Source organism: Kitasatospora sp. NPDC005856 (assembly GCF_040629945.1).
GTDB lineage: Bacteria > Actinomycetota > Actinomycetes > Streptomycetales > Streptomycetaceae > Kitasatospora.
Genome location: NZ_JBEXWT010000013.1, coordinates 57,181 through 79,431 on the forward strand (window position 1 = coordinate 57,181; position 22,251 = coordinate 79,431).

General features: G+C 74.1%; 18 protein-coding genes and 1 tRNA gene. 9 read left to right on the top strand and 10 right to left on the bottom strand.

The genetic code is table 11. The annotated features are described in order from the left end of the window. Nucleotides 1-83 precede the first annotated feature (83 nt). Entirely contained in the window at nucleotides 84-3,938 is a 3,855-nt protein-coding gene (gene fxsT, locus ABZ449_RS10860; RefSeq protein ID WP_360343802.1) for an FxSxx-COOH system tetratricopeptide repeat protein, read from the bottom strand. Between the two features lie 152 nt (nucleotides 3,939-4,090). Beyond that, nucleotides 4,091-5,596 (bottom strand): TIR-like protein FxsC, encoded by a 1,506-nt coding sequence (locus ABZ449_RS10865; RefSeq protein ID WP_360343573.1) that lies wholly within the window; start codon nucleotides 5,594-5,596, stop codon nucleotides 4,091-4,093. A 198-nt stretch (nucleotides 5,597-5,794) separates the two neighbouring features. Between ABZ449_RS10865 and ABZ449_RS10870 the strand changes: the two genes are divergently transcribed. Next, nucleotides 5,795-5,992 carry a DUF397 domain-containing protein gene (locus tag ABZ449_RS10870; protein WP_360343576.1) on the top strand — a complete coding sequence of 66 codons (198 nt, stop codon included), beginning with the start codon at nucleotides 5,795-5,797 and terminating at the stop codon, nucleotides 5,990-5,992. 52 nt (nucleotides 5,993-6,044) lie between these two features. Here ABZ449_RS10870 and ABZ449_RS10875 read toward each other — a convergent pair whose 3' ends face one another. Together ABZ449_RS10875 and ABZ449_RS10880 are read right to left on the bottom strand one after the other, a co-directional pair. Further along, nucleotides 6,045-6,548 (bottom strand): N-acetyltransferase, encoded by a 504-nt coding sequence (locus tag ABZ449_RS10875; RefSeq protein ID WP_360343579.1) that lies wholly within the window; start codon nucleotides 6,546-6,548, stop codon nucleotides 6,045-6,047. A 185-nt stretch (nucleotides 6,549-6,733) separates the two neighbouring features. Then, complete coding sequence (locus ABZ449_RS10880; RefSeq protein WP_360343582.1) at nucleotides 6,734-8,068, bottom strand: DUF1254 domain-containing protein; 1,335 nt, start codon at nucleotides 8,066-8,068, stop codon at nucleotides 6,734-6,736. 321 nt (nucleotides 8,069-8,389) lie between these two features. Here ABZ449_RS10880 and ABZ449_RS10885 point away from each other — a divergent pair, with 321 nt between their 5' ends. Then, a complete protein-coding gene (locus ABZ449_RS10885) occupies nucleotides 8,390-9,430 on the top strand; it encodes an NAD-dependent epimerase/dehydratase family protein (RefSeq protein WP_360343585.1) in 1,041 nt (346 codons plus the stop codon). A gap of 178 nt (nucleotides 9,431-9,608) precedes the next feature. Here the strand turns inward: ABZ449_RS10885 and ABZ449_RS10890 are convergent, their stop codons facing one another. Together ABZ449_RS10890 and ABZ449_RS10895 are read right to left on the bottom strand one after the other, a co-directional pair. Next, the gene (locus ABZ449_RS10890) at nucleotides 9,609-10,658 is read right to left on the bottom strand and encodes a family 2 encapsulin nanocompartment cargo protein polyprenyl transferase (protein ID WP_360343588.1); all 1,050 of its coding nucleotides are present in this window, start codon (nucleotides 10,656-10,658) and stop codon (nucleotides 9,609-9,611) included. Nucleotides 10,659-10,842: 184 nt separating this feature from the next. Further along, nucleotides 10,843-12,261, bottom strand: coding sequence for a family 2B encapsulin nanocompartment shell protein (locus ABZ449_RS10895; protein ID WP_360343591.1), 1,419 nt, complete (start codon nucleotides 12,259-12,261; stop codon nucleotides 10,843-10,845). Between the two features lie 329 nt (nucleotides 12,262-12,590). Between ABZ449_RS10895 and ABZ449_RS10900 the strand changes: the two genes are divergently transcribed. Next, nucleotides 12,591-13,676, top strand: coding sequence for an ATP-grasp domain-containing protein (locus ABZ449_RS10900; protein WP_360343594.1), 1,086 nt, complete (start codon nucleotides 12,591-12,593; stop codon nucleotides 13,674-13,676). Between the two features lie 63 nt (nucleotides 13,677-13,739). On the opposite strand, the gene ABZ449_RS10905 is transcribed toward ABZ449_RS10900, so the two are convergent. The 3 genes from ABZ449_RS10905 to ABZ449_RS10915 form a co-directional block, all read right to left on the bottom strand. Then, nucleotides 13,740-14,564, bottom strand: a complete 825-nt coding sequence (locus ABZ449_RS10905; protein ID WP_360343597.1) for a methylated-DNA--[protein]-cysteine S-methyltransferase — start codon at nucleotides 14,562-14,564, stop codon at nucleotides 13,740-13,742. Further along, on the bottom strand, nucleotides 14,525-14,758 hold the full coding sequence (locus ABZ449_RS10910) for a hypothetical protein (RefSeq protein ID WP_360343600.1): 234 nt from the start codon (nucleotides 14,756-14,758) through the stop codon (nucleotides 14,525-14,527). Before ABZ449_RS10910 ends, ABZ449_RS10905 begins: the two co-directional genes overlap by 40 nt. A 165-nt stretch (nucleotides 14,759-14,923) precedes the next feature. Next, nucleotides 14,924-16,222 carry an MFS transporter gene (locus ABZ449_RS10915; RefSeq protein ID WP_360343603.1) on the bottom strand — a complete coding sequence of 433 codons (1,299 nt, stop codon included), beginning with the start codon at nucleotides 16,220-16,222 and terminating at the stop codon, nucleotides 14,924-14,926. A gap of 202 nt (nucleotides 16,223-16,424) precedes the next feature. Between ABZ449_RS10915 and ABZ449_RS10920 the strand changes: the two genes are divergently transcribed. From ABZ449_RS10920 to ABZ449_RS10945, 6 genes are all read left to right on the top strand, one after another. Then, nucleotides 16,425-17,243, top strand: coding sequence for a hypothetical protein (locus ABZ449_RS10920; protein WP_360343606.1), 819 nt, complete (start codon nucleotides 16,425-16,427; stop codon nucleotides 17,241-17,243). A 358-nt stretch (nucleotides 17,244-17,601) separates the two neighbouring features. Continuing rightward, nucleotides 17,602-18,045, top strand: a complete 444-nt coding sequence (locus ABZ449_RS10925; protein WP_360343609.1) for a hypothetical protein — start codon at nucleotides 17,602-17,604, stop codon at nucleotides 18,043-18,045. 82 nt (nucleotides 18,046-18,127) lie between these two features. Next, on the top strand, nucleotides 18,128-18,853 hold the full coding sequence (locus tag ABZ449_RS10930; protein ID WP_360343612.1) for a class F sortase: 726 nt from the start codon (nucleotides 18,128-18,130) through the stop codon (nucleotides 18,851-18,853). A 181-nt stretch (nucleotides 18,854-19,034) separates the two neighbouring features. Further along, nucleotides 19,035-19,895, top strand: a complete 861-nt coding sequence (locus ABZ449_RS10935; protein ID WP_360343615.1) for a hypothetical protein — start codon at nucleotides 19,035-19,037, stop codon at nucleotides 19,893-19,895. After that, nucleotides 19,892-20,692, top strand: coding sequence for a response regulator transcription factor (locus ABZ449_RS10940; RefSeq protein ID WP_360343617.1), 801 nt, complete (start codon nucleotides 19,892-19,894; stop codon nucleotides 20,690-20,692). The genes ABZ449_RS10935 and ABZ449_RS10940 overlap by 4 nt, the downstream gene beginning before the upstream one ends. Beyond that, complete coding sequence (locus ABZ449_RS10945) at nucleotides 20,689-21,894, top strand: HAMP domain-containing sensor histidine kinase (protein ID WP_360343620.1); 1,206 nt, start codon at nucleotides 20,689-20,691, stop codon at nucleotides 21,892-21,894. The genes ABZ449_RS10940 and ABZ449_RS10945 overlap by 4 nt, the downstream gene beginning before the upstream one ends. A 75-nt stretch (nucleotides 21,895-21,969) precedes the next feature. On the opposite strand, the gene ABZ449_RS10950 is transcribed toward ABZ449_RS10945, so the two are convergent. Next, nucleotides 21,970-22,043 (bottom strand) — tRNA-Thr (locus ABZ449_RS10950). Nucleotides 22,044-22,251: the final 208 nt, after the last annotated feature.

A 22,251-nucleotide genomic window follows, 5' to 3' on the forward strand; every position in this document is an offset into this window, starting at 1 on the left:
CCTGGGAGCGTACCCCTGGTCCGGCGGCACGCCTTCGGTCCGGGGCGCGCCCCGGACCGGCGACGCGCCCCGCCCCTTCCCGGTCAGACCGGCTGCGGCTCCAGGTCGCGGTTGATCCGCTTCCAGCCCCGCGCGGAGACCGTGTTGGGGTGCTCCTCGCCGAACTGCCGGATCAGCTCGGAGATCGCCCGCGCCCTCAGCTCCGCCGCCTGGGTGTGCCGCCCGCCGGCCCGCAGGGTGATCGCCAGGTTGGCCTCGCAGGCCACCGCGTCCGGGTGCTGGGCGCTGTAGCGCTCGCACAGCCCCTGGTACGCGGCCCGGCCGAGCCGCTCGGCGCGGTCCAGCTGCCCGTCGTCGCCGTAGGCGTTGGCCAGGTTGATCATCGCGTTGAGGGTGTAGGGGTGCTCCGGCCCGACCGAGCGGGTCAGCCCCTCGACGGTGAGCCGGCCGCGCTCGATGGCGCCCGGGACGTCGCCGCTGCCCCGCAGGTAGATGCCGAGGTTGTTGGCGCAGGCCAGGGTGAACGGGTGCTCGTCGCCGAACAGCCGCCGGTGGCCCTCGAAGACGGTGGAGCAGAGGTCGCGGGCGGCCTCCTTGTCGCCGGAGGCGCTGTGGTCGGCGGCCAGGTTGAGCGCGCAGGCGAGCGCGTCGGGGGCGTCGGCGCCGTAGCGCTCCAGGTAGCGCTCGTAGGTCTCCTTGGTGATCCGGCGGGCCTCGGCGAGCTGGCCGATCCGGCGCAGCGAGACGGCCAGCGACTTGGCGTTGCGCAGGTTCTCCGGCAGGTCCGGGTCGAGCACGTCGCCGAGGTCGGAGGTGACCTCCTGGAGCAGGTCCACCGAGCCGCGGTAGTCGCCGAGTTCGCGCAGGTCGCGGGCCAGGTTGGACTTGGTGGACAGGGTGTAGGGGTGCTTGGGGCCGAGGACGGCGGTGCGCCGGTCGAGGGTCTCCTGGTCGAGCTCGCGGGCCGCCTCGCTGTCGCCGACCAGCCGGTAGTCGATCGCCAGGTTGTTCGCCATGGAGAGCGTGCGCGGGTTGTCGTCGCCGAACAACTCGCGGAACTGGTCGAGGATTTCGCGATCGAGGTCGAGCGCGGCCTGGAACCGGCCGAGCGCCCGGCGGTCGGCGCCGAGCGAGCCGGCCGTCATCAGGGTGTACGGGTGGTGCTCGCCGAGCAGGGCCCGCTGGCGCTCCAGGGTGTCCTCGTCCAGGGCCAGCGCCTCGCCGTAATTGCCCTGGGAGCGCAGCACGTTGGCGAGCTGGAAGCGCAGCAGCAGGGTCTGCCGGTCGTTCTCGCCGAGCTTGCCGGTCCACTCCACGTCCAGGGCGTGGCCGAGGTCACGGGCGCGGTCGAGCTCGCCTCGCTTCCACAGGTAGCGGACGCGGTCGATGAGCAGCTGGCGGGTGTCCGCCTCGTCGCAGTTGTGCGCCTTGGACGGCGACAGGTGCGGCCAGATCTCGTCGAAGGCGGGCCAGTTGGCCGGGTCGTCGGTGTCACCGAGGACGGGCCGGGCGCCGGTGAGGATGCGGTGCACCTCGTGGACGGCGATCTCCTGATCCTCGGCGGTCATCCCGGCCCGGATCACCGCCTGGACGAGCCGGTGCACCTGGAAGCTGTTGCTGCCGGCGTCGACCTTGGCCAGCGCGTACCGGCCGATCGCCTGGATCACCTTGCCCAGCATGAACTTGTCGCTGAGGTCGGCGTCGAACTTCACCAGCGCCCGGATCATCTGGTCGCTGTAGAAGAGGTTCATCGAGATCGGCTCGGGCGCGAAGAACGCGCACAGCTGGAGCAGCCGGACGGCCGCCGGGGACTGCTGGCGCAGCCGTCCGATCGACACGTTCCAGGTCGCGGCGACCGGCGTCGGGTAGTCGGCCGGGCGGCCGACGGCCAGCGCGCGGGCGGCCTCGGCGTGCAGTTGGGAGACGTAGGTCTCCACCGGGGTGCCGGTGGTGTCCAGCCAGGCGGCGGCCACCTCGACGGCCAGCGGCAGGTCTCCGACCGCCTCGGCGACCCGGTCGGCGTCCGGCCGGGAGAGGCTGCGGGCGCGCCGGCACAGGTGCTCGACGCTCTCGCCGCGGGTGAAGACGTCGACCTCCAGCGCCTCGGCGTGCCCGGTCCAGGCCTGATTGCGGGAGGTGACCAGGATGTGGCCGGAGCCGCCGGGGAAGAACCGGCGGATCTCGGCGGGCTCGTCGGCGTTGTCGAAGATCAGCAGCCAGCGCGAGGTGGGCACGCCGCGGCGCAGCGCCTCCCGGGCGGCCTCGGCGGCCTCGGTCACCGAGTCGCCGACCCGCAGGCCCAGCCGGCGGGCGAGTTCGGCGAGCGCCGGGGCGACCAGCTCGGTCTGCTCGGCGTCGATCCACCAGACCAGGTCGTAGTCGGACATGAAGCGGTGGGCGTACTCCAGCGCCACCTGGGTCTTGCCGACGCCGCCGAGCCCGTACAGGGTCTGCGGGGTGGGCAGCACGGCCGCCATGCCGCCGCGCAGCTGGTTGCGCAGCTGCTCCAGGACGGCGGCGCGGCCGGTGAAGGAGGGGTTGCGCGGCGGAACGTCCCACACCGAGGGCTTGCTGCCGGGGAAGCGCGGACCGCCGCTGGGCGCGTCGCCGAGCACGGCGTCGCCGCGGCCGAGCGCGCGCAGCAGGCTCTGGATCGACTGCATCTCGTCGCGGCCGACCAGGTCGACCGGGTTGCGGTTGCTGAACGGCGCGGTGAGCCGCACGTCGCCGACGCGGACGGGCAGCAGCTGGCGCCGGGTGCCGGAGGGGTCCGAGCTGACCACCGACTCCCACAGCGCCCGCGCCTGCGGGGAGCGCTGGTAGGCGGGCGAGAGCACGGCGACCGTCCGGTAGGCCGAGTCGATGCCGCGCTCCGTCTCCTCCCGCGGGTCGGTGCCGGCGCTGAGGTCGCGCGGCAGCACCCGGAAGCCGGCCCTGGTCAGGACGGACTCGATCCAGTCCGCCCACATCCGGTCCTCGGGGACGTAGGAGAGGTAGAGGTCGGCGGGCACGGACGGGCGGCGGCGGGTGAACGCGTCCACGTAGCGCAGCCGCACCTCCTCGTCCACCGGCGGCAGACCGGCCGCCCGCCCCTCGGTGATCATCGAGGTGAGCCGCTCGCAGGCGGCCAGCATCGAGGTGGGCGTACCGGTCTGGTCGCCGAAGGTCGCGAGGATCTCCTCGTAGGCGTAGAACGGCCGGTACGGGATCTCCACCGAGCCCCAGTACTGGGCGAGTTCCTCGCCGTCGAAGCCGCTCGGCAGCCCGTCGAAGCGGACCCGGGCGAGGGCGCGGCCGGCGTCGGCCTTCTCCTTCTCGCCCTCGTCGATGCGCATCGGGACGGGCAGGATGCGGATGCCGCGCTCGCGGTAGCGGTCGTGGATGTGCTGGGCGATCCGCGAGGCGCCGTCGATGGACTGGTCGCTGAGGGTGAAGCAGACCACCAGGTCGTCGGGCATCTGGACGGTGCAGATCTCGGCGATGTCGGACAGGCCGGTGCGGGAGTCGATCAGCACGTAGTCGTAGCGCTTGGCCATGTCGGCCTTGAGGGCGTCGAAGAACTGCCCGCCGTCGAAGCGGTCGTAGAAGATGTCCCAGTCGAGGTGGGTGACGGCCTCGGAGTAGTCGCGGTTGAACTGGCCCGCGGAGAGGAAGTCCAGGCTGCCGCCGGCCGGGAAGTGCGGCCAGGTGAGCGAGAGCGCGTGCGGGTGCACCCGGGCGAAGTCCAGGTGCCAGCCCTCGGCGTGCTCGACCGGGCGCAGCGCCTCCTCGCGGTACTCGGCGATCAGGTCCATCATCCCGGTGGTGCCGGCCAGCGAGGCCGGGTCGAGGAACGGGTGGAAGAACTTGGCGAGGCCGGGCGCCTCCAGGTCCCAGTCCACGGTGAGGACGCGGAAGCCGTTGGCGGCCAGGATCCAGGCGGTGTTGGCGAGCGCCATGGTGCGGCCGGTGCCGCCCTTGTACGAGTAGAAGGTGATGATCCGGCCGTTGCGGTCCTGCTCCGCCGCCCGCCGCTCGGCGGCCTCCCGCTGGGCGGCCAGCTCGGCGGAGGTCAGCCCGCCGAGACGGAGGTTCCTGGTGCGGTTCTCAGTCATCGCGGTCCTCGTCCTCCCAAGGGCGCCATCCCGTCATCGGGTTCATCGCCGTCGTCGCGGTGCGGGTCGTGCTCGCGGTGCGGGTCGTGCTCGCGGTGCGGGTCGTGCTCGCGGTGCGGGTCGTTGCCGTTGTTCCGACTTCGATGGGTGGTGCTGTCGGTGCGGGTGGCGCGTCCGTCGACTCGATCCTCGTCGCCGCCCCGGTCGTCCTCGAAGGGGTCCACCGGGGACCCGTCCGGTCCGTACCCGCCCGCGCCGCGCCGGAACGCCTCCCGCAGGCTCGGCCGGGGCGGCGGCGGTTCCTCCGGTTCGGCCCGGGTACGGCCCTCGAACGCGTACTTGGCCTTCATCGCCGCGCGGGGCAGCGCGTCGTCGAAGTCCTCCAGGGTGTGCAGTCCGGTCGGTCCGGTCGCGCCGAGGAAGCTCGGCCGGCTGGCCCGCCGGGTGATGCGCAGCGTCTCGTCGCTCAGGTCGCCCAGTTCCTCGGCCCGGTCGGCGCACTCCGGGTCGTCGCCGTTGAACGGCTCCAGGATGCTCACCCAGGTGGCGTCCGAGCGGTCGAAGCGCCGGACCAGCTCGCGCCGGCCCGGGTCGCGCAGCGCCCAGCGGTCGAGCAGCAGCAGGCCGGGCGCCTCGGCGTTGCCGCCGATGATCGACTCGACCTCCTCGTCGAACTCGTGCACGGTCGGCTGGAACCCCAACTGCCGGGCGAGGCGCGCCGCGTGCTGGGCGATCGGCGAGCCGACCGGCCGGTACGGGTGCCAGTCGGTGCGCCGCTCACCGTAGTAGTCGGGGCTGCGGTCGGCGGGCAACTCGTTCTGGTGGTAGGCCAGTACGGAGATCCGCAGCTGCTTGGTCGGGGCGGTGACGTTGAACGCGCTCGGGAGGCCGTTGAACTCCAGCCGCCGCCCGACCGGAATCACCGTCTCCTCGGCGACCTGCACGATCCGGGCCGCCAGCCGGTGCACCGCCAGCTCGTAGGCGGCGCGGAAGTAGCTGAGCTTCATCAGCGCGTACAGGCCCTCGGTGGCGTACTCGGGTCCGAAACTCGCATGGTTGAACTGGAGTTCACTGGCCACGTTCGGCAGCCGGTAGCGGCTCATCGGCGCCCACAGCACCGGGACGATGCCGCTGGTGCGCTCCGAGTCGAGGTTCGCCGGGTAGACCGGCCGACGGGTGAAGGCGTGCCATTCCTGGCCGCACGGCACGCTGTTGAAGTACCTCGGAGAGTAGAGGGGTACGAACACCCGGCACGTCGCCAACTCGTCGGACAGCCGTTCGGCCCACAACTCGCCCTGGTGCATGGACTCGTCCATGAAGCCGACCGCGGCCCCGTCCGGGACGGTGGTGAGCTGGAGCACCGCCTCGCAGAGGTCCCGGTACAACTGCCTGACCCAGTGGTTCGGATCGCTCGCGCCCCGCGCACCGGCCTTGGGGGTGTGCGCGTAGGAGAGGAAGAAGTACGGCCGGGCGTCGTCCTCGTCCCAGCCCCGGTCAGTCACACGCGCCTCCCCCGGGCCCGTCGGCAAACCTGCCTCCCGCAGCCCCCGTGCGGCGGGGCTTCAGTGTAGGAACGACTGACACCCCAATGGAATAGCACAACGTCTCGCACGAATTGACATGACCGAAACGATGCCGCCACCCGTGCACAGGGACCAGTACCCTCGTTCCGGCCGCCACGCACCACCGGGAGGGCATCCGTGGAACACCTCGACTGGCAGAGGTCCAGCACCAGCGTCGACAAGGACGAGTGGATCGAGATCGCTTCCGAGGGCGATCAGGTCTACATCCGGCAGTCCAACGACCCCACCCTGATCGTCACCACCACCCGCATCAAGTTCAACGCCTGGGTGCGCGGCGCCAAGGCGGGCGAGTTCGACCACTTCGTCGAAGCCTGACCCTCGTCCCCGCGCCCCGGCGGTGGGCCGGGGCGCGGGGACGAGGTCGGGCTCACGCGTCGGGGTGTGCGGGCAGGGCGAGCCAGTCCGACCAGGAGATCCCGCGGCCGAGGAAGCGCGGCCGCTCGAACGGCCAGTCGGCGGCGATCCACCGCGGCACCAGCGCGTCCATGGCCCGCTCGACCTCGCTGCCCACCAGGTCGTCCACCACCCACCAGGAGATCTCACCGTCCGCGCCGGCCTTCGCGGGCGGGTCGATGTAGACGCAGCCGAGCAGGGCCGTCTCCTCCGCGTCCAGCAGCGCGTAGTTGAACGACTCGTGTGCGGCGATCTCCTTCTCGTGCCGCAGCAGGTCGGCCTGGTTGGCCTCGAAGGTCATGGTGGCGGCGGGCCAGCCCCAGGCCGGACCGAAGATGGTCCACAGCCGCTCGCGCGAGCCCATCACGGCCGGGTAGTCCATCGGCGCGTCCGTCTCCCGGACCGGCCGCAGGTGGTGGGCCCCGCCCGGCAGCGGCACCTGGACGGGATGGACGAAGTCATCGGGAAGCCAACTCATGGCGCCCGACCGTAGCACCGCCCCCGCGCCCGGCCCCGGGATTATTTCGACGCCGTCTCCCCACCCGCTCTCGCGTCGACGACCTCCAGGTCTCGCGCGGGAGGTCGACCGGACCGACTTCTGGCGCGAGGTCGGGGTCGGCCCGCCGGCGGGAGGGGCCCGGGTGGTGGGTGTCGTGCGGGGCGTCAGACGCGGTGGATCGGCGGGGCCTGGTAGGTACCGTCCAGGACGGCGGGCTCGGGCTGGTAGATGCGGAGGATGGGGCGGAACTCGCCGGGCGGGGTGGGGAGCCAGTTGGCGGCTGCGTCCGGGTCCTCGGGCTGGTCGTGCCGGAGGAAGAGGATGAGGGAGCCGTCCTCGCCGTGGACGAGGCCGGGGGTGCGGTCGCCGATCGAGTAGCGGTCGACCGGGTTCTCCACCAGGTAGTAGTCCGGGACGGAGTACATCGTGACGGACCAGAACGCCCCGGCCGGGGGCAGCCGGTCGAAGCGCAGGGTGTAGTCGTGGACGCCGGTGAGGGGGCGGCCGTCGGAGTCGTCGTAGGTCATCGCGTACGAGGCCTCGTAGGCGTGGTTGCCCCAGAGGCCGGCCCGGGCGGCGGCGGCCCGGCTGAGGTAGGCGGCGCGACGGTCGGGAATGCGCCACTCCGGGTCGTCCAGGGTGCCGGGGCCCAGGTGGTCCGTGTTGTAGTCGAAGAGGTGGAGCGCGCTGCGCCACTCGCCGGGCGGGTGGTCCTCGGGCGGGCGGGTGGCGTCCTCGACCCGCTCCCGGCCGGCGGCCAGGCCCTTGGCCAGCGCCAGCGTCCATTCGGGGACGGCCGCGCGGTACGGCGAGGCGCCGTCGTCCAGCAGGCCGAGCGGGGCGAAGCGGCGCTGGTACTCGATGTCCGCGGTGGCGGGCGGGAAGGCCTGCATCCAGACCCGCAGCCGCTCGAAGAAGGCCAGCCGCTCGGGGACGTCCCCGTCCGGCTCGGGCAGTCCGGCGACCAGACCGCCGGGTTCCAGCGGCTCCAGTTCCAGGGCGGTCTGGAGGGCCCGGACCCGGGGCAGGTCGTCCGGCCCGGTGCAGGCGAAGCGGGCGACGAGGGTGCCGACGGTGGTCGGCAGCTCGATCACCCGGCTCGGGTCCGGCGGGGTGCCGTGCCAGTCGGGCGGGACGATCAGCCAGGTCTGCGCCCCGGTGCCGGTGGCCCGGCGGCCGAGGTAGGCGACGTTGTCCGTCCAGGCGTCGATGATCTGCAGGACGTAGTAGGCGCCCGCGGTGTCCGGCACGCGCAGCACCTGGGGGCCCTCGGAGAGGTCGAGCTGGGCGATCGAGTAGACCGTGTCGTTGTTGACCGAGACGAAGTGGTCGGCCGGACCGGCCAGCCGGGTGGCGTGGCTGAGGTGGTTGAACGGCGCCGCCGGCAGGGTGCCCAGGCCGCCCCGGGTGAAGCGCTCGACCATGGTGAGGCCGGCGACCAGCGGATAGCCGTAGACGTACGCGTCGGCGGCCAAGGCCTCCAGCTCGGGCTGGTTCATCGCGGGTCCTTCGTCCGGGGCGGGCGGGCAGCCGGTCGGCGGGGTGCTCGGCGGCGGGCCGTTCGTACCGGCGGCGGGCGGCGGGCCCGCCGCCCGGGCCGTGCTCCCGTCCACCGCCCGGGCTGTGCTCCGGGCAGGCACCGGACCGGGTTCGGTCGCCGACCGCGGTACACCTCGGATGCTAAGCGGGGCCGGGTGGGGCGGCACTTCGGGCTGCCGGCTGCCGGCTGCCGTGCGGCGTCCGGCCCGACCTGCCCGCCGGACATCTGCTGACCGCGAATCCGGGTGTACGGGCGGTGCGGCCGCGAGAGGGTCCTCGGTATGAAGATCCTCCTGCTTGGGGGCTCGTCCTTCCTCGGACGGGCCTACGCTGCCGAGGCGCTCGCCCGGGGCCACCGGGTGACCGCCTTCAACCGCGGCCGCAGCGCCGCCGACCTGCCCGGCGTCGAGGCCGTCCGGGGCGACCGCGACAGTCCCGGGGACCTCGCCCGGCTGGTGGACGGCCGCAGCTGGGACGCCGTCGTCGACACCTCCGCCCAACAGCCCGCCCAGGCCGCGCTCAGCGCCCGGCTGCTGCGCGCGCGGGCCGGCCACTACACCTTCGTCTCCTCGGTGCACGCCTTCGCCGACTGGCCCGCCCGTGTGATCGACGAGGACTCCGCGCCGCACCCCTGCCCCGCCGACACCCCGCCCGGCCAACCGCCCGGCAACGCCCTGAAGGCCGGCTGCGAGCGCGCCGTGCTGGCGGGGTTCGGCGAGGAGCGAACGCTGGTGCTGAACAGCGGGCTGCTCGTCGGACCGCATGAGTTCGGCGGCCGACTGCCCTGGTGGCTGGAGCGGATGGCGCGCGGCGGGCGGGTGCTCGCCCCGGGGGATCCACGGCGGACCATGCAGGTGATCGACGTCCGGGACTTCGCCGACTTCGGGCTGGACCTGCTGACGGCCGGGACGGCGGGGCGCTACGTCACCACGGCGCCGCCCGGGCGACTGACCTTCGGCGAGTGGCTGGCGACCTGCCGGGAGGTCGCGGGCGCCGTGGACACCGAGCTGGTCTGGGTGCCGGACGGACCGCTGCTCGCCGAGGGACCGGACCAGGTCGGCGCGTGGACCGAACTCCCCTTTTGGGCACCGGACCTGCCGGAGCTGGCGGGCGCCTGGCTGGCCGACACCGGCCGGGCGGAGGCGGCCGGGCTGCGCTGCCGCCCGTTCGCCGAGACGGCGCGGGACACCTGGGAGTGGCTGCGGCGGCGCGGACCGGTCGAGGACACCGACGCCGAGGGGCGCAAGGGGCGGCCGGGGGCGGCGGTGCGACAGGGCATCGAACCCGCCAAGGAGCGGCGACTGTTGGCCGCCTTCGGCTGACGGCGGTCCGCCCCGCGCGGCGGGAGCGGACAGGAGTGGGAAGTCGACCGGGCCGACTTCCCACTCCGCGGCCTCCCGCCGCTTGGACTTCCGCCGCTGGACCTCCCGCCGCTGGGCCTCCCGCTGCCGGGGAGACAACGGGGAAGCGTCCGGGGCGGGTTCGCCCCGGACGGCCCGTTCAGTGCGTGCGGCGGGTCACCAGCTCGGCGAGCGTCAGCAGTTCGTCCGCCGCAGCCGGCTCCGGGACGGCGGCGGCCAGCTGCGCCATCGCCGTGGCCATCCGCTCGCAGGACTCGCCCTGCGCCCAGCCGCGTCCGCCGGCTGCCTCGACGGCCGCCGCGCACTGCGTCAACTCCTCTGCGCTCAGCGGGCGTTCGATCGCGTACAGCTCGGCCAGCCGCTTGCCCTCGACGGTGCCGGAACCCAGCGCCGCGACCACCGGCAGCGACTTCTTCCGGGCGACGAGGTCCGCGCCGACCGGCTTGCCGGTGACCGCCGGATCCCCCCAGATGCCGATCAGGTCGTCGATCAGCTGGAAGGCCAGGCCGATCTCCCGCCCGAAGCCGTCCAGCGCCTGCGCCGCCTCCTCGGAGGCGCCCCCGTACAGGGCCCCCATCGCGCAGGCCGCGCCCAGCAGCGCACCGGTCTTGGCCTCCGCCATCGCCAGGCACTCGGGCAGCGAGACGTCGTTGCGCCGCTCGAAGGCGCAGTCGATCTGCTGGCCCTCGCAGAGCTCGACCACGCAGTCCGCGAGCCGACGGATCGAGCCGTGGGCGGCCGGGTGGGTGTCCTCGGCGAGCAGGCGCAGCGCGAGGGAGTGCATGGCGTCCCCGGCCAGGATGGCCTCGGTGGTGCCGAACACCCGCCAGGCGGTGGGCCGGTGGCGCCGGGTGTCGTCCCGGTCGATGACGTCGTCGTGGAGCAGGGTGAAGTTGTGCACCAGCTCCACGGCGGCGGCCGCGGCGACGGCCTCGCTGGGCTTGCCGCCCAGGGCCTGGGTGGCGGCGAGGACCATGGCCGGCCGGATCGCCTTGCCGGCGGAGGCCTCGGCGGGGGTGCCGTCCGCCTCCCACCAGCCGAAGTGGTAGCCGGCCACCTTGCGCATGGTGCCGGGCAGCGAGTCGACGGCGGCCCGCAGGACCGGGTCGACCAGGGCGCGGGTCCGGGCGAGGATGTCCGCCGCCTCGTGCCCCTCTTTGTGGTCCCGCTCCAGCGTGGGACTGGTCATGGGTGTCTCCCCCTGTCGGGCGCCTGTCGTGGAACGGCCCGCCGACGGCGGGCCGGGGTTGCGGTTCCGGGATGCGGTGCCGGGGCGCGCCTGCCCGGCCGGGCGGCCCCGGCCGGGCAGGCGGCTCTGCGAGCGGCCCCGCGAACCGCCGGTGCTGCGCGAACCCTCAGCGCTGCGCGATCCGTCAGTACTGCGCGATGTCCACGTTCTCCAGGACACCGACCGCGTCCGGCACCAGGATCGCGGCGGAGTAGTAGGCGCTCACCAGGTAGGAAATGATGGCCTTGTCGTCGATTCCCATGAACCGCACCGAAAGGCTCGGCTGGTATTCATCCGGAATTCCGGTCTGGTGCAGGCCGATGACGCCCTGGTTGTCCTCTCCGACGCGCATCGCGATGATCGAGCTGGTGCCCCCCTCGATCGGGATCTTGTTGCACGGGAAGACCGGGACGCCGCGCCAGGACATGATCTGCTTGCCCTCGACCTCGACCGTCCCCGGGTAGAGGCCGCGCTTGTTGAGCTCCCGGCCGAAGGCGGCGATCGCCTTGGGGTGGGCCAGGAACATCTTGGTGCTGCGGCGGCGGCTGAGCAGCTCGTCCATGTCGTCCGGGGTGGGCGGGCCGGAGTGGGTCTGGAACCGCTGGTCGTACGCGGCGTTGCTGAGCAGGCCGAACTCGGGGTTGTTGACGAGCTCGTGCTCCTGCCGCTCGCGCAGGGCCTCGATGGTCAGCCGGAGCTGGTGCTCGGTCTGGTTCATCGGCTGGTTGTAGAGGTCGGCGACCCGGGTGTGCACCTTGAGCACGGTCTGGGCGACGCTCAGCTCGTACTCGCGCGGCTTGAGCTCGTAGTCCACGAAGGCGCCGGGCAGGTCGTACTCGCCCTGGTGGCCGGCGGAGAGGTCGATCGCGGCCTCGCCGTGCTTGTTCTGCGCCTGCTGGAAGCCGTTCAGGTACTCGATGACCTGGAGCTGCAGCGCCTCGGAGCGGTCGTGCAGCTCCTGGAAGGAGGGCCAGGACAGCGTCATCACGGTGCCGGACGTCGCGGCGCGGACGGTGTACGGCCAGTCGCCGCCGTCCTGCCGGACCGCCTCGTCGCCGAGGTGGTCGCCGTCGGCGAGGGTGCCGACCACCGTCTCCTCGCCGTACTTGCCGGTGCCCAGCCGGTCGAGCTTGCCGTGCGCGATCAGGAACACCTCGGTGATCGGCGCCCCGGCCTGGACCAGGACGTCACCCGCGGCAAAGTCCCGCTGCACGAAGCGCGAGGCCAGCTCCTCCAGCACGGCCTCGTCCTGGAAGCCGCGCAGCACCGGCACCTCGGCCAGCGTGGGCGGGACGATCCGCACCTCGGCGCCGGTCTTGACGAAACCCACCCGGCCGCGGCCGACCGAGTGGCGCAGACGGCGGTTCACCCGGTAGGTGCCGCCGGACACCTGCACCCAGGGCAGCCTCCTGAGCAGCCAGCGCGGGCTGATGCCCTGCATCTGCGGGGCGGACTTGGTGGTCGTCGCGAGGTTCCGCGCGCCCGCCGTGCTCAGAGCCTGCTGCTGCCGGATCTCCGATTGCGCACCGGGCGCAGGAATACCGGCATTGGTTTCGGTCGACATGAGGGGAGCCCTTCGCATATCCCAATGAAGTGTCACCTTGCACATGCGTGTTGCAGCTTCATGGTGGGCCCATTCAGGGACGCCCCGCAATCACTCGTTCGAGTGGTTCTGAATGGCCGAACAAATAGTACGAATAGATCAGCCGATCGATATGCGTTCGACTATTTATTCGAACACATCGCAGCGTCGCGTCCCATCCTCCCCCATCGACACCCCGGCCCGCGCCACCCCTCGCCACGATCCGCCCGCGGGGCCCCGCCGCCCGGGCCGTTCGAACAGGCCGCTAGGGTGCCCTGATCCTTCGTCAACTCGCTTACCGAGAAGGTCACATGAGTGCACCCGTACGTGTCTGGCTGAACCGCACCTACGCCGAGAACGTCTACTTCGTCGAACAACTGCGGGACGCCCCGCGCCCCGTGGTGGTCCACGCGACCCACGGCGACCCGGACTCCCCCGTGCTCGCCGCCGCCGACCACGGCGCCCCGGAGCCCGCCGACCCGGCCGCCGACGGCTACGCCGGCTACGTCGACTACGCCCTGGACTACTGCGCCCGGCACGCGATCGACGTCTTCGTCCCGCAGCTGCACCAGCTCGCCATCGCCCTCGCCCGACCGGAGTTCGAGGCGATCGGCACCGCGCTGCTCTGCCCGCCGGCCACCGCGATAGCCGCGTTCACCAGCAAGGCCGACGGCTACGCGGCGATCGCCGGGGCCGGGCTGCCCACCCCGCCCTGGTGGCGGGTGCGCACCCCCGGCGAGCTGTGGGACGCCGTGGAGCGGATCGAGGACACCGGCCGCACCGCCTGCCTCAAGCCCACCGCCGGCGCCGGCGGCGCGGGATTCCGGGTGCTCACCCGGGAGCCCTACGACGCCCGGCGGCTGGTCGGCTGGGACCACCGGGTGCAGGTCGAACAGGTCGCCGCCGCCCTGGCCGGGGGCGGCCCGGACACCGAGCCGGCGGACCTGCTGGTGATGCCCTACCTGGACGGGCCGGAGGTCTCGGTGGACTGCCTCGCCGACCGGGACGGCAGCCCGCTCACCGTGGTCGGGCGCACCAAGGAGGGCCGCCGCCGGGGCTTCACCACCGAGGAGTGCTACCTGGAGCCCGTCCGGCGGCTGGTCCGGGCGACCGGGATGGCGTACCTGTCCAACGTCCAGTTCCGCAGCCTCGACGGCCGGCCGGTGGTCATCGACGTCAACACCCGCCCCGCCGCCGGGCTCCACCAGCTGCGGCTGTGCGGCCTCAACCTGCCGTGGGACGCGGTGCGGCTGGCGCTCGGGGAACGGCCGCAGTACACGGAGGCGGAACCGGACGTGCGCGGGACCGCGTACACCCTGGTGCCCGGCATCCAGCCGGTGCTGCCGCGCCGGGCGGCCGGACGGGTGTCGTCGGGGGCGTCGCCGGTCCGGGCGTGACGACCGGCGGCAGCGGCGGGACCGCCGGCGGCCACGAGCCCCTCGCCGGCCGCGGCCCCGTCGCTACAGCGGGCCGTTCCAGTCGAGGGTCGGCTCCAGAACGCCCTCCAGGGTGAGCAGCCAGCGCTTCACCTCGATCCCGACCCGGCCGCCGCCGAAGCCGCCGATCCCGTCCGCCGCCACCACCCGGTGGCAGGGCACCAGCAGGGGGACGGGGTTGGCCGCCATCATCTGCCCGACCGTGCGGGCGGCCAGGCCGGGCTCCGTGACGTCCTCGAACACCCCGCTGAGAGCGGCCAGTTCGCCGTAGGTGATGGTCCGGCCGTACGGCACCTCGCGCCAGAGCGTCTGCAGCACCGCGCGGTGCGGACCGGAGCTCAGGCTCCAGTCGACCGGCAGGCCCAACTCGCGGGTGCGGCCCGCCAGGTAGGCGCCGATCCGCTCGGTGACGGCGGTGACCTTCGACTCGTCGGTGCACGCCGGTGCTGCGGCCTCGCGCGGCCCGGTGTAACCGGCCGACGCCACGCCGAGCGGGGTCACCGCGACGTGCATCGGCCCGCTGGGCAGCGGCGTGGGCACGGTGAGCCAGGACATCGACCAGGACTGCGGCACGTTCGGGCCCCCACCCTCCGCCGGACCGGCCACCGGCCGACCCGGCACCCGGGAGGCGTCCCCGCCCCGCGCGCCATCGTACGGCGGGCGGTCGCACGGCGAGCGGTGGTCGTACGACGAGCGGTCGCACGGCAGCCGGTCGTACGGCGAGCGGTCGTACGGCAGCCGGTCGTACGGCAGCCGGTCGTACGGCGAGCGGTCGTACGGCAGCCGGCCCTCGACGCGGGCGGCTCCGGTCAGAGCTGCCCCTTCAGCCCGCGGGCGAGCGAGGCGCACCAGTGCACCAGATCGGCACGGTCCGGGGCGCGGCCCTCGCACAGCACGGCCAGCTGTTCCTCACTGATCCGGTTCGACCCCGGGATCTCCAGCAGGTACGCCAGGTCCGCCATGACGGTGGCGAGCCGCTCCGCGTCCGCGTGGTCCAGGGTGACCGCGGATCCGTGATGGCTGATGGTGAGCGAGCCGGGCATGATCGACCTCCTCCGTCTCCCCCGCCCTCCACCGTACGACCGGGTCGGCCGCCCCGCCCGCCGCGGAGGCGTACGTGCGGGAGGGGCAGCCGGTCGCACTCCGGGGCCGGCCGGGCGCGGTGCGCGGTGGGCCGGGGGTGCGCCCCGAAGCCGTCCGGGGGTTGGTCAGCTGTCCGGGCCCTCCTCCCAGCGGCGGTTCCGTACCGCCGGTACGGCCAACACTACGGCCCCGGCCGCCAGTTGCCAGACCGCCCCGAGCAGCAGCACGGCGTCCGCGCCGAACCGCCCCGCCAGCGGGCCGGCCGCCGCCAGTCCGAGCGGGCCGAGGGCGAAGGAGCCCAGGACGCCGAAGGCCGTCATCCGGCCGAGCAGCTCCACCGGCACCCACTTCTGCGTGGTGGTGTTGTAGAGCGTCCCGCAGACCGCCGAGCCGGCCCCGGCCACCAGCGCGCCGGCGACCACCCAGGGCAGTCCCGCCCCGGCCGCGAGCACCCCGGAGGGCAGCGCCCAGGCCAGCGCCGCCACGGACGCCACCGCGAGCGGACGGGCGGGGGTGCGGCCGAGCAGCAGCAGGCCGCCCAGCACCGCGCCCGCGCCGTACCCGCCCATCACCAGGCCCCAGGCCCGGGCGCCGCCGAGGTCCCGCTGCGCGAGCAGCGGGCCGAGCACCAGGAAGGGGGCCCAGACCAGCAGGTTGAACAGGCCCATCTGCACGGTGGTGATCCACAGCCAGGGGCGGGAGGTGAACTCCGACCAGCCGGCCCGCACGTCCCGGATCATGGACTCCCCGCCGCCCGCCGCTGCCCGTAGCGGCCGCCGCAGCCTGGCCAGCGCGAAGGCGCCGACGCCGTACGTCGCCGCGTCGACCAGCAGCACCGTCGCCGGGCCCCAGGCGGCGGTGACCAGCCCGGCGGTGGCGGGGCCGACCACCGTGGACACCGAACGGGCCAGCCCCAGCAGGGTGTTGGCGTCCGCCATCAGCTCCTTGCGGCGCACCAGGTCGGGCACGATCGCACCGAAGGCCGGCATGAACAGCCCTTCGCCGATGCCCCAGAGCGCCACCAGCGCGACCATCGCCCAGACCGGCGCGTGCCCGGCCGCCAACAGCCCGGCGAACAGCGCCTGGACCAGGCCGCGCAACAGGTCCGAGCCCAGCATCACCCGGCGACTGCCGAGCCGGTCGGCGATCACCCCGCCGGCCAGCAGCACCAGGACCACCGGGAGGATCCGGGCCGCCATCACCCACCCCAGGGCGGTGCCGCCACCGCTGTCACCGCCTGCGCCGCCGCTGCCGCCCTCGCCGTCGAGCACCGCGAAGGCGACCGCGACCGGCGCCATCGAGGAGCCGACCAGGGAGGTCGCGTATCCGAGGAAGAACCATGTGAAATCGCGCTCGCCGAGCACGGCGAGACGGCCTCCCGGACGCCTTTTTCGGGCCGGGATCCGTTGGGTCTGCACTGCCATGTGCAGCAAGTCTGCGGTTGGACGGGGAGCGCTTCAAGAGGTTCCGGCGAAAAACTTGAGTCTTTTCGAATCAATGTTCCGAGCCGATCGACCTACCGCAGTAAATTGCCCTTTCCACAGCTCCCCACCTGCCCTTTACTGCGAATTCCAGCTAGGGTTCAAGCAGGCTTGTCGGAGTTGTTTACTGCGGAAGAAGGCGATCGTGGCGATTGTGACAGGAACTGCGGCAGGACTCCCGCCGGTCGAGTACGCCGTCGCCGTCGAGCGCTACCTCGCCGCCTCCGGCCTCGCCGACGGCTCCCGGCGGATCTACCGGATCGCACTGGACACCTGGGCCTGGGCACTCGCCGACCGGCCCGCCCCCACCGGCCCCGAACGGCGGCGGGCCCGGCCGCCCGTCCTGCCGCTCGCCCTGCTCGACCACCCGGACGCCGCCGACCGGCTGCGCGCCGCGGCCGCCCGGCGCGCAGCCGACACCGACCCGCGCACCCTCAACCGGGAGCTCTCCACCCTGCGCGCCGCCGTGGCCTGGTGGCGGGCCCGGGGCTGGCTCGACGGCGACCCGACCGCGGGCCTGCTCGCCCTCCCACTTCCCCAACCCGCAACGGCCGCGGGCCCGTTGACCCCCGAGGAGCTGCGCGCCCTGTTCGCCCTCCGCGCGCCGCTGCGCGAACAGGCGCTCTGGCACCTGCTGCACGAGTCCGCCGCCGCGATCGAGACCGTCCTCGCCCTGGACGCCGACCACCTCGACCTGCCCCGCCGCCGCACCCGCCCCGGGCACGCCACCCTCCACTGGCAGTCCGGCACCGCCCGGCTGCTCCCCCTCCTGGTGGCCGGCCGCGCCACCGGCCCGCTCTTCCTCACCGACCGCCGCGCCCCGGCCGGCACCCCCACCCGCGACCTCTGCCCCTACACCGGCCACGCCCGCCTCTCCTACCGCCGGGCCGCCGAACTCTTCACCGCCCACTCCCGCCCGCTCGGCCCGGACTGGACGCTCCGCCGGCTGCGGCCGGGACGGTGACCGGGGGACGGCGGTGGTGGTGGTGTCCGTGAGGCGGCGCGGCTTGTGACGCGGTGCCCGGCGCACCGTTACGCAGCCGATGGGCGGCCGTGACACGACCGGCCGGGGACCGCGACACGGCCCTCCTAACGTCGTCCTCGACGCCACCGGCCGAGCCGGTCGAGCCGGTCCGACCGATCCAACCGGTCCGACCGGCCGAGCCGTTCGGCCCGGCCGGAGGGCGTCCGCGACGACGACGTACGCGTCCGGCGCCGACGACGTACGCCCCCGCGGCACCAGCACGCCGGGCCCCGCGAACCGCACCGCGGACCGGCGGGCCACTCACGTACCGACCGATGCAGACGATGGAGACACCCGCATGAGCAGGAGCCGTACCCACCACTCGCCCGCCCGCCGTGTCCTGGCGGTCTGCGCCCTGACCGGCGCCGCGCTGATGGCCACCCTCAGCGGCGGGCAGGCCTGGGCCGACGGCGCGCCGAAGCCGGCCGCCCCCGGCATCGTCGCCCCGACCGGCGACGCCTCGCCGAAGACCGCCATGCCCGCCCCCTCCGCCCCGAAGCCCGAGGCGTCGCCCTCCGTGGCCGTCCCCAAGGGCGTCGCCTCGCCCGCCCCGGCCGCGCCCGGCGGCGCCCGGCCGCCGCAGGTCCGCGAGGTGCCCAAGGGCGCCGCGCAGGCCGGTGACGGCTCCGCCGCCTCCGACGGTTCCGGGCTGATGCTCGCCGGTGGCGGCACCGTCGCGGTCGTCGGCGCCGCGGCCCTGGGCTTCGCCGTCCTGCGCCGCCGCGCCGGTGCGCGCGGCTGACACCGGTCCCGAGTCCGCCGGGCACCCCGGCGCCGCTTCCCCGTACCCGGCCAGTCGGGGAAGCGGCGCCGGGGCCGCCCCGGTGACGGGGACCGCCACCCGTCGGCGCGCCAAGGACCACCGCCGGGGCCGCCGCCGCACCGCCCGGCCCGGCCCGGGCCCACTGCGCCGCACCGCCTTCGGCACCGCGGGCCTGCTCTGCCTGGTCCTCGGCACCTCGCTCGCGCTGTCCGGCCGGGAGACCCCGGTGGTGCGGGTCGAGACCTCCGGGCACGGAACCGGCGCCGGCACCGACGCGCGGACGGCGGCCGCGGGCACCCCGGCCGGGACCGGCACCGCGCCCAACGCCCCGAAGCCGTACGCGGCCTCGCCGCCGACCCGCCTGCTGGTCCCCTCCGTCGGGGTGGACGCACCGGTCGCCGACCTCGGCCTGAACCCCGACGGCACGGTCGAGGTGCCGCCGGCAGACCGGGGCGAGGAGGTCGGCTGGTACCGCAACGGCCCCACCCCCGGCGAGACCGGCCCCGCCGTGCTCATCGGCCACTACGACACCGCGCACGGCCCGGCGGTCTTCAAACAGCTGCCGAAACTGCGGCCCGGCGAGCTGATCCGGATCCGTCGCGCGGACGGCAGCACCGTGGACTTCAAGGTCCGCACGCTGCTCCAGGCCGCCAAGGACCGCTTCCCGACCGAGCAGGTGTACGGTGACACGCCCGCGCCCGCACTCCGGCTGATCACCTGCGGCGGGCGGATCGGCTCGGACGGCCACTGGACGGACAACATCATCGTGCTGGCGGACCTGGCCTGACGGCCGGCCGGTGCGGGCCGCACCGGCCGTGCGGCCCGCACCAGCCGCGCGGCCCGCGCGGAGCACCGTCGCGGAACCGCCGGCCGCTGTCCGGGCGACCTACCACCGGGGGCGGTCACGGGAGCGACGACCGGAGCTACGACCGGAGCGTCGCCGCAGACCAGGAGGACGAACACCGACCGTGGCAGCACCGACACCACCACCCCGCCGCCGGCCCGGCGCCGTCCAGGTGGCCACCCTGGCCGGCCTGGTCGTCGTCCTCGCCCTCGCCGCCCTGGCCTTCGGCCGGGCCACCCCCGGCGGCCTGCGCGACCAGGGCCCGACCCGGGCCGTCACACCGCCGCCGGTGCCCCAGCCGCTCTGGCCGAAGCTGCCCACCTCCCCGCCGCCGGCCACGACCGCGGCCGGCGTCACCCAGGAGCCGCCGCAGCCCGTACCGGACCTGACCGTCCCCGGGCACGACATCACCGCGGTCGACGTGCGCGCCGTCCTCGCCAAGGACCCGAAGGTGGGTCAGGAGGAGCACCAGGCGCTCGACTCCTGCGCCGGGTGCGAGATCCGCACCCCCGAGTTCCGCGACCTCTCCGCGGACGGACAGCCCGAGCTGATCACCGTCGTCACCACCCCCGGGCGGGTCGTGCTGCACGTCTACGCCCTCGCCGAGGACCACCTGCTGCCCGTCCTCCAGGTGCAGGTCCAGCCGGCGTTCAGCGCCGCGACCATCGGCACCGACCTGTGGCTGTTCGAACCGACCAGCGCCTACGCCCGGACCACCAGCCTCTACCAGTGGAACACCAACAGGCTCGTCCTGAAGGAACGCAAGGACGAGGGCGTCGGCCTGCTCCCGCCCACCGGCGCGGACACCGCCGCGCCCGAGTCCGGCCCGGCGCCGGTACGACCATCCCCGCTCGCGCCGAAGCAGCCCGCCCCCGGAGTCGTCGTCCCCTCCCCGCGCGCCGCCCGGCCGTCCTCCTCGCCCGCCGCGCCCTTCGCGCCCTTCGCCCCCTCCGCCCCAGCCATGCTCCCGGAAGCAAAGCGATGACCCCCGCAGGCACCACCGCCACCAGCACCACCGCCCACCCGCACATCCTCCTGGTCGAGGACGACGAGGTGATCCGCGAGGCCACCCGGATGGCCCTGGAGCGCTACGGCTTCCCGGTCACCACGGCGGCCGACGGCCTGGAGGGACTGGAGGCCTTCCACGCCGTCCGGCCCGATCTGCTCCTGCTGGACGTCATGCTGCCGCTGCTCGACGGGGTCGGCCTCTGCCGCCGGATCCGGGAGGAGAGCCAGCTGCCGATCCTGATGATGTCCGCCCGGACCGACCCGGTGGACGTGGTGTCCGGGCTGGAGGCCGGGGCGGACGACTACGTGGTCAAGCCCTTCGAGAGCGCCGTGCTGGTCGCCCGGATCCGTACGGTGCTGCGCCGCATCCGGATCGCGCCGCCGCCTCCGGACGCCTCCGAGGCCCCACCGGCGTCCCCCGCCGCCACCACCCCCACCCCTGTTCCCACCACCACCCCCGCCCTCGCCTCCACCCCCACGCCGTCCGTACGCAGCTTCGAGGGCCTCCAGGTGGACACCGACAGCATGGAGGTCCGGGTGGACGGCCGCCTCGTCCCGCTCACCCCCACCGAACTGCGGCTGCTGCTGGAGTTCACCGCCGCGCCCGGCATCGTCCTGGAGCGCTCCACCCTCCTCGAACGCGTCTGGGACTACGAGTGGGGCGCCGACACCCGCGTCGTGGACGTCCACGTGCAGCGGCTGCGCGCCAAGATCGGCTCCGGCCGGATCGAGACCGTCCGCGGGTTCGGCTACAAGCTGCGGCGCCCGGCATGACCCTGCGCCGCCAGATCGCCACCGCCGTCGCCGCCATCGCCGTCCTGGTCGCGGTGGCCGTCGGCCTGCTGGTCCACCAGGCGATGATCCGTCAGCACGTCGACCAGGCCCGGTCCTCCGCCCTCGCCGCCCTCGACTCCGCGCTGGCCGGCTACGGCCGCAGCGGCGAGGTGGCCGGCCGCGGCGCCGCCGTGGACGACCCGGCCCTGCCCGACCGGCTGCGCGCCCTCGCCGAGGGCGGCCGGCACGGCTCGCTGCTCGCCGCGGACGGCACCGGCGAGTCGATGTGGGCGGCCGGCCCGGTGCAGAACGGGGTGCTGTCCGTCCGGGTGGACTTCACCCAGGACCGGCAGGCCATCGCCGACCTGGACCGGATCATCCTGCTCACCGTCGTCGCCGCGGTCTTCACCACCGTGCTGGCCGGCGTGCTCGTCGCCGACCGGATCAGCCGCAGGCTGCGCACCGCGGCCACCGCCGCCCGGGGCATCGCGGCCGGCGGGACGGACACCCGGATCGGCGAACTCGTCGACGGCAAGGACGAGGTGGCCGACCTCGCCGCCGCCGTCGACCTGATGTCCCGCACCCTGCACCGGCGGCTGGAGGACGAGCAGCGCTTCACCGCGGACGTCGCCCACGAGCTACGAACCCCGCTCACCGGCCTGGTCACCGCCGCCGAACTCCTGCCGCCCGGCCGCCCCACCCAGCTCGTGCAGAACCGGGTCCAGGCGCTACGCGGCCTGGTCGAGGACCTCCTGGAGGTCTCCCGCCTGGACGCCGACGCCGAGGCCCCCGACCTCTCCGCCGTCCCCCTGGAACGCGCGGCGCGCCGCACCGTCTCCCTCACCGGCCTGGACGTCACCGTCGACATCACCGCCGACCGACAGGTCCGCACCGACCTGCGCCGACTGGACCGCATCCTCGGCAACCTGCTCCTCAACGCCCACCGCCACGGCGCCGGCCCGATCCACCTGCACGTCGACGGCCTGCGGATCACCGTCCGCGACCACGGCCCCGGCTACCCCGAGGACCTCCTCCGCCACGGCCCCCAACGCTTCCGCACCAACGCCCCCGAACGCGGCCGCGGCCACGGCCTCGGCCTCACCATCGCCACCGGCCACGCCCGCGTCATCGGCGCCACCCTGACCTTCACCAACCACCCCACCGGCGGCGCCCTCGCCACCCTCACCCTCCCCCCGAACTGACCCCGCCCAGAAAGAAAGGGCCAGTTCCACCGGATCCCCCCGGTGGAACTGGCCCTTCTGCCGTGTCCGGCGCTGAGCCCCCTGTCGGGTTCGAACCGACGACCCCCGCTTTACAAGAGCGGTGCTCTGGCCAGCTGAGCTAAGGAGGCACGGTGGCCGTCCGCGATGGATCACGGCGGCACCGGGGGCAGTCTACCGGGCCCGGGTGACGGGATGGGGGGATATCCGGGGGTTGGTGGGATGGGTGGGCGTGATGGAACCGATGCCGAAATCGGGGCGGGTGGGGGCTGACAAGTCGCGGAAGCGCAGGTAGCGTCGCCGGGAGCCGGTTCGCGCAGTGGTTCAGACCACTGCTGG

What these genes read in the sequence shown, in the direction of transcription:
- fxsT (WP_360343802.1), bottom strand. Translation starts at nt 3,938, where the DNA reads ATGGCGCTCGCCAACACCGCCTGGATCCTGGCCGCCAACGGCTTCCGC.
- ABZ449_RS10875 (WP_360343579.1), bottom strand. Translation starts at nt 6,548, where the DNA reads ATGAGTTGGCTTCCCGATGACTTCGTCCATCCCGTCCAGGTGCCGCTG.
- ABZ449_RS10880 (WP_360343582.1), bottom strand. Translation starts at nt 8,068, where the DNA reads ATGAACCAGCCCGAGCTGGAGGCCTTGGCCGCCGACGCGTACGTCTAC.
- ABZ449_RS10885 (WP_360343585.1), top strand. Translation starts at nt 8,390, where the DNA reads ATGAAGATCCTCCTGCTTGGGGGCTCGTCCTTCCTCGGACGGGCCTAC.
- ABZ449_RS10890 (WP_360343588.1), bottom strand. Translation starts at nt 10,658, where the DNA reads ATGACCAGTCCCACGCTGGAGCGGGACCACAAAGAGGGGCACGAGGCG.
- ABZ449_RS10895 (WP_360343591.1), bottom strand. Translation starts at nt 12,261, where the DNA reads ATGTCGACCGAAACCAATGCCGGTATTCCTGCGCCCGGTGCGCAATCG.
- ABZ449_RS10900 (WP_360343594.1), top strand. Translation starts at nt 12,591, where the DNA reads ATGAGTGCACCCGTACGTGTCTGGCTGAACCGCACCTACGCCGAGAAC.
- ABZ449_RS10910 (WP_360343600.1), bottom strand. Translation starts at nt 14,758, where the DNA reads ATGCCCGGCTCGCTCACCATCAGCCATCACGGATCCGCGGTCACCCTG.
- ABZ449_RS10915 (WP_360343603.1), bottom strand. Translation starts at nt 16,222, where the DNA reads ATGGCAGTGCAGACCCAACGGATCCCGGCCCGAAAAAGGCGTCCGGGA.
- ABZ449_RS10925 (WP_360343609.1), top strand. Translation starts at nt 17,602, where the DNA reads ATGAGCAGGAGCCGTACCCACCACTCGCCCGCCCGCCGTGTCCTGGCG.
- ABZ449_RS10940 (WP_360343617.1), top strand. Translation starts at nt 19,892, where the DNA reads ATGACCCCCGCAGGCACCACCGCCACCAGCACCACCGCCCACCCGCAC.
- ABZ449_RS10945 (WP_360343620.1), top strand. Translation starts at nt 20,689, where the DNA reads ATGACCCTGCGCCGCCAGATCGCCACCGCCGTCGCCGCCATCGCCGTC.